11 protein-coding genes are annotated in these 13350 nt (G+C 48.7%); 3 read left to right on the forward strand and 8 right to left on the reverse strand.

Features of this window, described 5'->3' with window-relative positions; genetic code table 11:
- Window positions 1-17: 17 nt before the first annotated feature.
- Together argJ and secA are read right to left on the reverse strand one after the other, a co-directional pair.
- Entirely contained in the window at window positions 18-1235 is a 1218-nt protein-coding gene (gene argJ / locus H591_RS0101810; RefSeq protein ID WP_022965233.1) for a bifunctional glutamate N-acetyltransferase/amino-acid acetyltransferase ArgJ, read from the reverse strand.
- A gap of 103 nt (window positions 1236-1338) precedes the next feature.
- The gene (secA, locus tag H591_RS0101815) at window positions 1339-4074 is read right to left on the reverse strand and encodes a preprotein translocase subunit SecA (RefSeq protein WP_028244107.1); all 2736 of its coding nucleotides are present in this window, start codon (window positions 4072-4074) and stop codon (window positions 1339-1341) included.
- 283 nt (window positions 4075-4357) lie between these two features.
- Between secA and H591_RS0101820 the strand changes: the two genes are divergently transcribed.
- Window positions 4358-4813, forward strand: coding sequence for a DciA family protein (locus tag H591_RS0101820; protein ID WP_028244108.1), 456 nt, complete (start codon window positions 4358-4360; stop codon window positions 4811-4813).
- Between the two features lie 8 nt (window positions 4814-4821).
- On the opposite strand, the gene H591_RS0101825 is transcribed toward H591_RS0101820, so the two are convergent.
- Window positions 4822-5379 carry a hypoxanthine-guanine phosphoribosyltransferase gene (locus tag H591_RS0101825; RefSeq protein WP_022965235.1) on the reverse strand — a complete coding sequence of 186 codons (558 nt, stop codon included), beginning with the start codon at window positions 5377-5379 and terminating at the stop codon, window positions 4822-4824.
- A 142-nt stretch (window positions 5380-5521) separates the two neighbouring features.
- Here H591_RS0101825 and upp point away from each other — a divergent pair, with 142 nt between their 5' ends.
- Window positions 5522-6160 (forward strand): uracil phosphoribosyltransferase, encoded by a 639-nt coding sequence (upp, locus tag H591_RS0101830; RefSeq protein WP_022965236.1) that lies wholly within the window; start codon window positions 5522-5524, stop codon window positions 6158-6160.
- 3 nt (window positions 6161-6163) lie between these two features.
- A complete protein-coding gene (locus H591_RS0101835) occupies window positions 6164-7444 on the forward strand; it encodes a uracil-xanthine permease family protein (RefSeq protein WP_022965237.1) in 1281 nt (426 codons plus the stop codon).
- Window positions 7445-7525: 81 nt separating this feature from the next.
- On the opposite strand, the gene H591_RS0101840 is transcribed toward H591_RS0101835, so the two are convergent.
- The 5 genes from H591_RS0101840 to H591_RS0101860 form a co-directional block, all read right to left on the reverse strand.
- The gene (locus H591_RS0101840) at window positions 7526-8776 is read right to left on the reverse strand and encodes an acyl-CoA dehydrogenase family protein (RefSeq protein WP_022965238.1); all 1251 of its coding nucleotides are present in this window, start codon (window positions 8774-8776) and stop codon (window positions 7526-7528) included.
- Between the two features lie 197 nt (window positions 8777-8973).
- Entirely contained in the window at window positions 8974-9885 is a 912-nt protein-coding gene (lpxC, locus tag H591_RS0101845) for a UDP-3-O-acyl-N-acetylglucosamine deacetylase (protein WP_022965239.1), read from the reverse strand.
- A gap of 105 nt (window positions 9886-9990) precedes the next feature.
- Window positions 9991-11181, reverse strand: coding sequence for a cell division protein FtsZ (gene ftsZ, locus H591_RS0101850; RefSeq protein ID WP_022965240.1), 1191 nt, complete (start codon window positions 11179-11181; stop codon window positions 9991-9993).
- A 53-nt stretch (window positions 11182-11234) separates the two neighbouring features.
- On the reverse strand, window positions 11235-12482 hold the full coding sequence (gene ftsA, locus H591_RS0101855; RefSeq protein ID WP_022965241.1) for a cell division protein FtsA: 1248 nt from the start codon (window positions 12480-12482) through the stop codon (window positions 11235-11237).
- 14 nt (window positions 12483-12496) lie between these two features.
- Window positions 12497-13348, reverse strand: a complete 852-nt coding sequence (locus H591_RS0101860; protein ID WP_022965242.1) for a cell division protein FtsQ/DivIB — start codon at window positions 13346-13348, stop codon at window positions 12497-12499.
- Window positions 13349-13350 lie beyond the last annotated feature (2 nt).

The raw sequence follows: 13350 nt of genomic DNA on the forward strand, positions 1-13350 counted from the left end.
CCAGCAGCAAAACACCCTTAGGAGCGGTATTCAGCATTGATACGCACATACTCATGAGAAAGATCAGTAGTCCAAATGGTTTCACTACTGCCGCCGCGCTCTAATTCAATACGAATCAGGATCTCCGCTTGCTGCATCACCGCTGCACCTTGCTCTTCGGTATAAGCCTGCGCACGACCACCCTGGGCAACAATGCACACATCATTCAAATACACATTGACCTGTTCGGTATTGAGATCTTTCACCCCAGCATAGCCAATGGCGGCAACAATTCGACCCCAGTTTGGGTCAGACGCAAAGAGTGCTGTTTTGATCAAAGGTGAATGTGCAACCGCATAGGCCACATCCAAACATTCTTGCTGATTGGCGCCGCCTTGGACGTGCACGGTAACAAATTTAGTCGCGCCTTCACCGTCTCGCACAATGGCTTGCGCCAACTGCATGGCAACCTTATTAATGGCCTCACGCAATGCTTCATACAACTCACCTTGCGCCTCGGTAATCGGCGTTAGCGCAGCTTTACCGGTGGCCACCAGAATGCAGGAGTCATTGGTTGAAGTGTCGCCATCAATGGTGATGCGGTTAAAAGACTTATTCGCCGCATCATGCAAAATGTTTTGCAAAATCTCCTGACTGACTGCCGCGTCGGTCGCAATATAACCAAGCATCGTCGCCATATTCGGGCGAATCATGCCTGCTCCTTTGCTGATGCCCGTCACTGTTACGGTCACGCCATTATGCTGAAACTGGACACTGGCACCTTTCGGTAAAGTATCAGTGGTCATAATGCCTTCAGCCGCTAAAGCCCAATTTTCTTCAGCTAAATCACTGATAGCAGCCGGCAAGGCGGCAACAATTTTCGCCACCGGCAAAGGCTCGCCAATCACCCCAGTGGAAAAGGGTAATACCTGCTCAATTGGGCAACCTAGCAAACCCGCCAACTCTTGGCATACTGCGTTAGCCGCCTGTAAGCCAAGCTCACCAGTGGCCGCATTGGCATTACCGGTATTGACCACCAAGTAACGCGGACTCGATTGCATGCGCTGCTTACATAGCAACACCGGCGCTGCGCAAAAAGCATTCTGTGTGTAAACGCCGGCCACTGTACTACCCTCAGCACAACGCATGAGGACAACATCGCGACGGCCTGGCTTTTTAATGCCGGCACTGGCAATACCCAACTCAAAACCTGCAACTGGGTGCATTACTGGTAATTCACCTAAGCCAACCGCCATGACAATTCTCCCGCTAATCAAATGCGCTGCGCGCGAAAAGAAACGCCGTACGCAGAAAACATCTGGTACGGCGTAAAACTTATACTCTTACCACTTTAAAACATTAACTGATACGGCCACAGCAATGTTTGTATTTTTTGCCAGAACCGCAAGTACAAGGTTCGTTACGGCCAATTTTCACTTCATTGCGCACTTGCGTTAATGGCGCTGCTGGCTCAACTGCGTCGCTGTCTGGCTGCTCATCGTCAAAACCTGCAGCTTCTTCGTGCTGGAATTGCATGCGCTGCGCCATGGCCTGCGCCTGCTGACGTAAACGTGCCTCTTCTTCCTCTGGATCTTCTTTACGAATTTGTACGTTCGATAAGACGCGAATCGAATCACGTTTAATCGAATCCAGTAGTTCACGGAACAAGTTAAAGGATTCACGCTTGTACTCTTGCTTTGGATTCTTTTGCGCATAGCCGCGCAAGTGAATACCGTGACGCAAGTGATCCATCGCGGCCAAGTGCTCTTTCCACAAATCATCCAGCACACGCAGAATAATTTGCTTTTCAAAACTGCGTAAACCCTCTGCGCCAACCAGTTCTTCTTTATCGGTATAAACGGCAATCACCTCTGCGTTAATCCGCTCGCGCAAGGTGTCTTCGAACAAAGAATCATCGCTATCCAGCCACTCTTGAATGGGTAACTGTGCACCAAACTCTTCAGCAATCGCTTGTTCAAGTTCAGCAATATTCCACTGTTCAGGCAATGATTGCGGCGGAATAAACTGCTCAATGGTGTTGCTGAGCACTTCATGTCTAAACTCAGCAACAATGTCACCCACATCAGTCGCTGCCAGCAAACTATTGCGCATGTGGTAGATGACTTTACGCTGCTCATTGGCAACGTCATCGTACTCAAGCAACTGCTTACGCATATCAAAGTTACGGCCTTCAACCTTACGCTGCGCTTTTTCGATGGCATTGCTGACCATGCGATGCTCGATGGCCTCGCCTTCTTTCATGCCTAGCGCTTTCATAAAGTTTTTCACGCGATCTGAAGCGAAAATACGCATCAGATTATCTTCTAAAGACAAGTAAAAACGGGTTGAACCTGGGTCACCTTGACGACCAGAGCGGCCACGCAGCTGGTTATCAATCCGGCGCGACTCATGACGCTCAGTAGCAATCACGTGCAAACCACCGGCTTCAATCACCTGCTGGTGGCTCTTTTGCCAAGCGGCTTTAATATCAGCAATTTGCTCAGGACTTGGGTTATCCAGCACCGCAACTTCAGCTTCCCAACTACCGCCCAAGACAATATCGGTACCACGGCCGGCCATATTCGTGGCAATGGTAACTGACCCCGGACGGCCGGCTTGCGCAATAATGTCCGCTTCTAAATCGTGATGCTTAGCGTTAAGCACTTTATGCTCAATACCTTCAGCCTTCAGCACATTGGAAACATACTCAGAGCTTTCAATCGATGCGGTACCCACCAACACTGGGCGACCTTGCTCTTGGCACTCACGGATATCAGTAATAATTGCCGCGTACTTTTCTGGTGCGGTTAAGAACACTAGGTCATTGAAATCTTTACGCGCAACTGGGCGATGCGTTGGAATCACCGTCACATCCAAACCATAAATCTGACGGAACTCAAAGGCTTCAGTGTCGGCTGTACCTGTCATACCCGACAGCTTTTCATACAAACGAAAATAATTCTGGAAGGTAGTGGAAGCCAAGGTTTGGCTCTCAGGCTGAATATGCACACCCTCTTTAGCTTCAATGGCTTGGTGCAAGCCTTCCGACAGACGACGACCTGGCATGGTGCGACCTGTGTGCTCATCCACCAGCACCACTTGCCCTTCTTGCACAATGTATTCAACGTTGCGGTGAAACAGCTTATGCGCACGCAAACCTGCGTTAACGTGGGTCAACAGACTGAGGTTGCTGGCCGAGTACAAAGATTCATCTTCAGCCAACAAACCCAGCTCAGTCAGCTTTTCTTCAATATATTGATGGCCGGCTTCATTGAGTTCTACTTGGCGGGTTTTCTCATCAATGGTGTAGTGCCCTGCTTCCAACACTTCGCCTTCTTCATCTTCAAGTTGACGTTTAAGGGTTGGAATAATCAGATTAATTTTTTTGTACAACTCAGAGCTGTCTTCGGCTTGCCCTGAAATAATTAGCGGCGTACGTGCTTCATCAATTAAGATCGAGTCCACTTCATCGATCACGGCAAAGTGCAGTTCGCGCTGGAATTTATCTTCGATACTGAACGCCATATTGTCGCGTAAATAATCGAAACCAAACTCGTTATTGGTACCGTAAGTGATATCACAGGCATAGGCTGCACGTTTTTCTTCGGGATCCTGAAAAGGTACAACAACACCCACTCTGAGCCCTAAAAACTCATACAAAGGACGCATCCAGTTCGCATCGCGACGCGCAAGATAGTCGTTGACTGTCACCACATGCACGCCTTTGGCAGGCAGAGCATTTAAGTAAACCGCGAGCGTTGCCACTAAAGTTTTACCTTCACCGGTGCGCATCTCAGCAATCTTACCTTGGTGCAAGGTTTGTCCACCGATCAACTGCACATCAAAGTGACGCATACCCATTACACGCTTACCGGCCTCTCGGACGACGGCAAAGGCTTCAGGCAGGAGCTTATTAAGACTTTCACCACCCGCTAAACGTTCACGAAACTCATTGGTTTTTGCTGTTAGCTGCTCGTCTGAGAGTGCCACCATCTGCTCTTCGAACGCATTAACGGTATTAACCATTTTGTACATGCGTTTGACATCACGATCATTCTTGCTTCCAAGGAGTTTTCTGAATAAAGGCGCAAACATAATTAATAACGCTTCCATTTTTGGGGGGTGAAGGCGCGCAAGTCAAACAACACTCACCCGCACAAAAAAACCATTCTACCCGTATTTGCTGTCGAATAAAGTAGCCTTAATCAACAAGCGCGCTGACGAGCGAATTAAACATACCTTTCTGGGTCACAACTACTGCTTTTTTGTCAGCTATACTGTTTAGAGTAACCTTGTGTCGCAAACCTGATATTTCAAGCAAGCGACGGTAAAAACTCAACAACCATCGTAACGCGATCTGTTTTTTATGAGGTAATCGATGAGCTATCGCCCTAAAAAAGCGCAAAAAACCGCACAACTACTGCAAGACAACAGCTCGCTACAGCGTTTAGTGCAACGTGCGCAAAACATTGATCGCTTACAACAACTGCTGAATCAATGCTTACAACCGGCCGGCCGCGAGCATTGCTACTTAGCCACCTTGCAAGAGACGACACTGACATTGATTGTCACTGATGGGCATTGGGCCACGCGTTTGCGTTATCAGCAAAAACGTTTGTTGCAACAGCTGCAACAAGTACCCGAATTTAGCCAAGTGCTGCGCATTCAGTTTAAAGTACGCCCACCCATGCAGCCTGAAAAAGCACCCGCGCGCAACATTGATTTCTCAGAACACACTGGACAAGTGATCCAGGCTAGTGCCCAAGCCATCAGTGATCCGACCCTGCGCGAAGCCATGGAGCGCTTAGCTCGGCATACCAAAAAACCCACATAACCCTATCATTACATGCCTTTCACAGCATAAATGGCAGCGGCATTACGCCAGTAGCCTTTATAGTCCATGCCGTAACCGAAAATATAACGGTCTTCACAATACAAACCGACAAAATCAGCTTTTAAGTCAGCGCAAGCTTTACGATCATGCACTTTATCGACCAGCACAGCGGTATGCACTTTACTGGCACCGGCACGCTTACAAAACTCAATAATGGCAGACAACGTGTGCCCTTCATCGAGAATATCGTCGATGATTAAGACTTCACGATCCATAAAAGAGATTTCTGGTTTAGCTTTCCAAAACAACTCGCCACCACTGGTCTCGTTGCGGTAACGACTGGCGTGCAAGTATGACTGCTCAAGCGGGAAAGTTAATTTAGTCAGTAAATTTCCTGAAAAAATCAAACCGCCATTCATCACACAAAACACCACCGGATTGCTATTGCACAGTTGCTGATTGATCTGCTCAGCCACCTGATCAACCGCTGCTTGCACCTGCTCAGCAGTGAATAAAATATCGGCTTCGGCCATGACTTGCTGGATATGCTCAAGGTTTGCAGACATTACGGAGCTCTTTGTTAAACAATTAAGTCGCAAAAGGTACTGCTACAAACGTTTTAGAGCAAGCATTGCTGGCAAACAAAGTGCCGTTTTAGCCTGATTTCGTTTAATCTACGCGCCTACCTTTTAGATTTTGGAGCCTTTCATGTCCGCCCATGAAATCCGTCACCCGCTGATCCGCCACAAACTCGGCTTAATGCGTCGTGCTGATATCAGCACAAAAAACTTTCGCGAGCTTGCGCAAGAGCTCGGCACCTTACTTACCTACGAAGCCACTAAAGACTTACGCTTAGAAACTCATGCGATTGATGGCTGGAGCGGCGTGGTTGAGGTTGAAAAAATTGCTGGCAAAAAAATCACTGTAGTACCCATTCTGCGTGCTGGAATTGGCATGCTCGAGGGTGTTCTAAATCTTCTGCCGAGCGCCAAAGTCAGCGCAGTTGGTGTGGTGCGCAACGAAACCACGCTGAAGGCTCACACCTATTTAGAAAAGTTAGCGCCTGACATGCCATCGCGCTTATCGCTGATTATTGATCCGATGCTGGCCACCGGCAACTCAATGATTGCCACAATCGACTTACTAAAAAAAGCCGGCTGTAAAGAAATCCGTGCAATGGTTTTAGTTGCCGCTCCGGAAGGCATCAAAGCCGTTAACGATGCTCACCCTGATGTCGAGATTTATACTGCCGCAATTGACCAAGGTTTAGACAGCAACAGCTACATCGTGCCAGGATTAGGCGATGCTGGCGATAAGATTTTTGGTACCAAGCAAAAGGAGAGTTAAGCAATGCTCTCTCATCCTCCTGAGCCAACCTGGCGGCAGGCTTTAGCTGGCGCACAGATGCTGTTTGTTGCCTTTGGCGCTTTAGTACTGATGCCGCTGATTACCGGCATGGATCCCAATGTCGCGCTGTTTACTGCAGGTATCGGCACCTTAGTTTTCCAACTGGTGACTAAGCGTCAAGTACCTGTATTCGTGGCTTCAAGTTTTGCTTTTATCGCGCCAATCTTATATGCCAAAACCAACTTTGGTTTACCCGCGGTACTCGGCGCAATTATGGCATCAGGAATGGTCTATGTACTGCTCAGCGCTGCGGTACGTATGAAAGGCACCGGCTTTATCGACAAGCTGCTACCGCCTGTGGTGATTGCACCAGTGATCATGTGCATTGGCTTGGCGCTGTCACCGGTAGCAGTGAATATGGCGATGGGTAAATCTGGCGATGGTGCTACGCAGCTGATTGCTTACCCCACGGCAATGATCATTTCAATGTCAGCGCTGGTGACAACCCTTGCTGTTGCTACCTTAGGTCGTGGCCTGTTTCGTTTAGTGCCAATCCTTGCCGGCATTATCGTTGGCTGCACGCTCGCGGTTATCTTAGGTGAAGTCAGTACTGAAGCGATTACCCTTGCGCCGTGGTTAGCTTTACCCGCTTTTGTGACGCCAGAGTTTCACCTCGGAGCAATTCTGTTTATGTTGCCAGTGGCCTTAGCGCCAGCCATCGAGCATATCGGTGGCGTGATTGCGATTGGTAGCGTTACAGGTCAGAATTACATTAAGCAGCCGGGCTTGCACCGCACCTTACTCGGCGACGGCTTAGCCACCACCACCGCAGGTCTGTTTGGTGGCCCACCGAACACCACTTATGCTGAAGTCACTGGCGCAGTAATGCTCACCAAGAACTACAATCCAAAGATCATGACTTGGGCAGCAGGCTTCGCCATTGCATTAGCCTTTATCGGTAAGTTTGGTGCCGCACTACAAAGCATTCCAGTACCGGTGATGGGCGGTATTTTATGCTTGTTATTTGGCTCTATTGCCGTGGTAGGCCTCAACACTTTAATCCGTAACCAAGTCGATTTATCCGAAGCACGTAACTTAATTATCGTCTCAGTAACGCTGGTTTTTGGGATTGGCGGCATGAGCATTGGTAGCGGTGATTTCACTTTATCTGGCATTTCTTTATGCGCGGTGATTGCACTGCTGCTCAACGTGATTCTGCCCGGCAATAAAGGCTGGAAAACTAAACTGCCTGACGAGGATGAAGAGTCAACCCCACTGTATTGATTACGCCATAAGCATCATGCTTAGCGCTCTAAACTAAAAAGCCCAGCTTAATGCCGGGCTTTTTAGTTTTAACGCTGTACGTTAACTGCGCTCAGGCGGCGTCAGATACGCAGCGGTATGACCACGCTTGGCTTCACTTTCCTGTAACTCCATGCGCGCAATGCTACGCAAATGCACTTCATCTGGGCCATCAGCAAAACGCAAGCAGCGACCGCCAATCCACAAGTCAGCCAATGGTGAGTCAGGGGTTAATCCCATTGCGCCAAACACTTGGATTGCCCGATCAACGACGTTGAGGTGCATGGTCGGTACCACAGCTTTAATCATTGAAATTTCTTTACGGGCCACGCGAGCACCGACTTCATCAATCATCCATGCTGTTTTCAAGACCAGCAAACGCGCCTGTTCAATTTCCATCCGTGAGCGTGCAATCCACTCTGCAACGCTGCCATGCTGATGCAGGTAACGACCAAAGGTTTTACGCTCTTGTGAACGCTCGACCATCAACTCTAAAGCAAGCTCAGCCATGCCGATAGAACGCATGCAATGGTGAACGCGACCAGGACCAAGACGCGCCTGCGCCATCATAAAGCCGTCGCCTTCTTTAGCTAACAAGTTGGCTGCAGGCACACGCACATTGCGCAGAACGATTTCACAGTGGCCTTCTGGGGCGATATGGTTCATCACTGGAATATTGCGCTCTACAATCACGCCCGGCGTATCCATTGGCACAATGACCATACTTTGCTGGCGCTTGGCATCACCGTCTGGGTCGGTTTTACCCATAACAATCATAAAGGTGCAATTGGGATGCGCAGCATTGGTAATAAACCACTTACGACCATTGATCACATACTCATCGCCCTCACGGCGGATCAAGGTCTGAATATTGCTGGCGTCAGATGAACCAACATCCGGTTCAGTCATCGCAAAAGCAGAGCGAATCTGTCCTTCAAGCAAAGGATTCAGCCATTGCTCGCGCTGCTCAGGCGTAGCAAACATGTGCAGTAGCTCCATGTTGCCGGTGTCTGGAGCATTACAATTGAATACTTCAGAAGCCCAACTGACTCGACCCATAATTTCTGCTAGCGGTGCGTACTCAAGATTACTTAGACCTTGCCCCGGCTCACCCTCTTGCAATGAAGGTAAGAACAGATTCCACAAGCCTTCAGAGCGCGCTAAAGCTTTTAAATCTTCCATAAATGAAACTGGATAAACACCGGCAGCCACTTCCTGCTGCCATGCACCGATGCGCGGCACAATGTGTTGATCCATAAAATCAGTCAGTTGCTTGCGTAACGCTTGGGTTTTTTCGCTATAAGAAAAATCCATGAAATCCTCCAAAGGTGCCAGGGTGCTAAGGCTTTGTCTTCAGAGTAGGTGAGATGCGCTGCAAGCTAAAGCATTATTGATTTAAATGAACAACAGTTATCATTAGTAATGATAACTGTATAAATAGTCTGCTTGCTAACATAATACAGCACAAAAAAAACCACCCATATAGGGTGGTTTAAATTTTAACGATTGACCTACACCGCCGCCGCAGGGCGCATATAGGAAATAGGAGCTAAACTGGAATCTGCAAAAGTGACCACTTCCCAAGCATCAGGCTGCTCAAGTAGGGTTCTCAGCAATAAGTTATTCAAAGCATGTCCCGACTTATAGCCACGGAACTCACCAATCAAACTTTTCCCTAGCAAATACAAATCGCCAATAGCGTCGAGAATTTTATGCTTCACAAATTCATCTTCGTAACGTAGGCCATCTTCATTGAGGACTGAATCTTCATCGACAACGATCGCGTTATCAACACTGCCACCCAAAGCAAGATTATGCGTGCGTAAAAACTCAATATCACGCATAAAACCAAAGGTCCGTGCTCGACTGACTTCTTTTACAAACGAGGTGCTAGAAAAATCTACGCAGGCTGTTTGTGTACGTCCTTCAAACACAGGGTGGTCAAAGTCAATTTCAAAGCCCACTTTAAAACCTTCAAAAGGTACAAAAGTAGCGCGCTTCTCACCGTCTTCAACCGTTACTTCACGTAAAATACGGATGAATTCTTTTGGAGCGTCTTGCTCTTCTAATCCAGCGGACTGAATTAAAAATACAAAAGGTCCAGCACTGCCATCCATGATCGGTACTTCTGAAGCAGAAAGCTCAACATAAGCATTATCAATGCCTAAGCCTGCCATTGCCGATAACAGGTGTTCAACCGTATCCACTTTAACGTCGCCTTTAACCAGCGTCGTTGACATGGTGGTTTCACCAACATTTTTTGCTAAAGCTGGTATTTCCACCACAGGATCTAAATCCATGCGACGAAATACGATACCCGTATCCACTGCTGCCGGACGCAAAGTCAGGTAAACCTTCTCGCCTGAGTGCAAACCGATACCAGTGGCACGGATAATATTTTTCAAGGTGCGTTGTCTAATCATGACTTAAGCCGCTGCTATACTGGTTGCGAATAGTTTTCAATAATGCGCAGCATCTTAACAGATGCTGCGCGAATAACGAAACTAACTCGCAATATCCAATCCTTATCAGTCTGCCTGGCGTCGTAAAAACGCGGGAATATCCAAGTAATCCATCTCTTCTTGGTTGCTCGGCTTACTGGCAGTAGCAGCACCACCACTAGCACGACGCTGCATTGCCGGACGATCGTAATGGTTGTAATTCACTTCCTTACTTTCATCCAGAGCCACAGTCATCGCAGGCATCGCTGCCGCCACTTTCAAAGTATTGGTGTTATCCACAACTTTAACTGGCTTTTCCATGCGTGGATCTAAGCCTGTCGCGACCACAGTCACGTGCAATTCATCGCGCATATCTGGATCAATTACGGTGCCTACTTTGACCATTGCCTCGTCGGAAGCAAAGGCTTCAATGATGCTACCCACTTCAGCGTATTCGCCCAGCGACAAATCAGGACCGGCAGTGATATTTACCAAGATACCGCGCGCACCATTCAGGTTCACGTCATCTAACAGTGGGTTGCGAATGGCTTCTTCAGTGGCTTCACGCGCACGGTTCGGGCCGCTAGCGCAACCTGTACCCATCATCGCCATACCCATTTCACTCATCACCGTTTTAACGTCAGCAAAGTCAACGTTAATCATACCTGGACGCTTGATGATGTCGGAAATACCGCGCACGGCACCGGCTAACACATCATCGGCTTTAGCAAAGGCAGATAGCAAACTGGCGTCTTTGCCCAGAATGGTCAGCAGTTTTTCATTGGGAATAGTAATCAATGAATCAACATGCTCGGCCAGCAAACGAATACCTTCGTCAGCAATTTGCAGACGACGCTTGCCTTCAAAAGGGAACGGACGAGTGACGACAGCAACCGTCAAAATACCCATTTCTTTGGCGACTTGAGCAATGATTGGCGCAGCGCCGGTACCGGTACCACCACCCATACCTGTGGTGATAAAGACCATATCGGTGCCTTGCAATACTTCAGCAATACGCTCGCGATCTTCTTCTGCGGCTTTACGTCCGACTTCTGGGTTGGTGCCAGCACCAAGTCCTTTAGTCACGCTAGTGCCTAATTGCAGCACAGTACGCGCAGTGATATCACGCAATGCCTGAGCATCGGTATTGGCGCAAATAAACTCAACGCCTTCGATATTATTGGCCACCATGTGATTGACAGCATTACCACCGCCACCACCGACACCAATTACTTTTATCACAGCGCTCTGCGGAGTCTGATCAACTAATTCAAACATAGTAATTCTCCTACCCTTCTCGTTATAGTCCAGCTTTCGCCAGTTTTATTAATTTACAATTGGTTTTGTAGCCAGCGCTTAATCTTGCCAAACACTGCCATTTTGTCTTCTGTTTGCTCATGGCTTTTCCCTGCCATGGTTCCGCCATCTGCTTGTTTGCGTAGCCCGTACACCAGTAGTCCAACCGCGGTTGAATAGACTGGATTACGCACTACATCGCCAATACCTTTCACGCCTTGGGGCACTCCTAAACGCACCGGCATATGGAAAATTTCTTCAGCTAACTCAACAGCACCTTCCATTTTCGAGGTGCCGCCAGTCAGTACGATTCCTGCAGGAATCATGTCTTCGTAGCCACTGCGACGCAGCTCAGAAAGAATTAAGGTAAACAACTCGTCATAACGCGGCTCGACCACTTCAGCTAAAGCTTGGCGGGATAACTCACGCGGCGGACGATCACCAACACTCGGGACTTTAATCGTCTCACCAGGTCCGGCTAATTTAGCCAGCGCACAGGCGTAGCGAATCTTGATCTCTTCGGCGTATTGCGTCGGAGTGCGCAGAGCCATGGCGATATCGTTGGTGACTTGATCACCAGCAATCGGGATCACTGCGGTATGACGAATCGCGCCTTCAGTGAAGATCGCAATATCTGAAGTGCCACCACCGATATCCACCAAGCACACACCCAGCTCTTTCTCGTCTTCGGTCAAGACGGCATTGGCTGAAGCGAGTTGCTCAAGAATCACATCTTCAATTTCTAAGCCACAGCGCCGCACACACTTTTCAATATTCTGTGAGGCGTTGATGGCACAGGTCACCACGTGCACGCGTGCTTCTAAACGCACACCGGACATACCCAGTGGCTCACGCACGCCTTCTTGCTTATCAATCACATAATCTTGCGGCAAGGTGTGCAACACTTTTTGATCAGAAGGAATCGCTACCGCTTGCGCCGCATCCAGCACACGCTCTAAGTCAGCACGACTGACTTCACGATCACGAATCGCCACGGTGCCATCAGAGTTCTGGCTGCGGATATGGCTACCAGCAATGCCGACAAACACCGAGTGAATATGGCAGTCGGCCATAATTTGCGCTTCTTCGATGGCATGCTGCACCGACTGCACAGTTGACTCGATATTAATCACCACGCCTTTTTTCAAGCCGCGGGTTGGGTGAGTACCGATCCCAACAATGTTCAGTTCACCGTCAGGAGTCACTTCGGCAACCAATGCCACAACCTTGGACGTGCCTATATCAAGACCAACAATCATGTTGTGGTTATTTTCATTTGCCATTAATTTTTTCTCCTTCACTGTGCCACCACCGCTGTAGTTTCACTTGCTGTCGGGGCGCGCCACGCCACAGCCAAACCATTGGCATAGCGCAAATCAACCCGTTCAATTTTATCAATCTGCTCTTTCAATTCTTTCTCATGAACCACAGCAAAACGACGCATTTTCTCTATTAGGTGATCGCGGCCAAACAGCACTTGTAGACCTGTTTGGGTCGTTACAAACCAACTACCGCGTTCACGCATTTCTAACTGTTTAATCGAGTAACCCAGCGGCCGTAAGGCTTGGCTAAAGGTTAAATATTGTTGCATCACGCGCTGCTGGGTATTTTTTGGGCCAAACAACAGCGGTAAGTTGGCATGTGCCTGCACATCTAACACAGTAAACAAATGCCCCTGAGTACTGAGCAACGCGCCTTCACCCCAACGGGCCACTGGCAATTCTTCTTGCACTATCACTTGCAACTGGTCTGGCCAAATCCGGCTGACTTCAGCATGGGCAATCCAAGGTAATTTTTCTAAAGCATTACGCACCGCACCAATATCAACCGACAGAAACAAACCAGCGCTATAAGGCATCAACTCTTTTTGTACCGCTTGCTGGTTGACAGCGCTCAACTCACCCAACACCCGAATAGTCGAGATTGGTGGATTAACATGCGGTTGCAGCAGCTGCCAAGCCCGATCTGCACTGAGCAGCAGCGCCAGTAATAAAACCGCTAACAACAGACGGCCAAGCAGCGTCCAGTTTGGCTTTGGCCACTGACGCGGAGCTTTCTGTACGGCAGCACGACGCGCTCCGCGAGCAGGCGCTTGGCGCGATGCTCCACGTTGAGCGGCAGTCTTGTTGCGCTGCAGTACGCTACTCATTG

Origin of the sequence: Denitrificimonas caeni DSM 24390, assembly GCF_000421765.1 — a bacterium.
In the GTDB taxonomy this organism is placed as follows: Bacteria; Pseudomonadota; Gammaproteobacteria; order Pseudomonadales; family Pseudomonadaceae; genus Denitrificimonas; species Denitrificimonas caeni.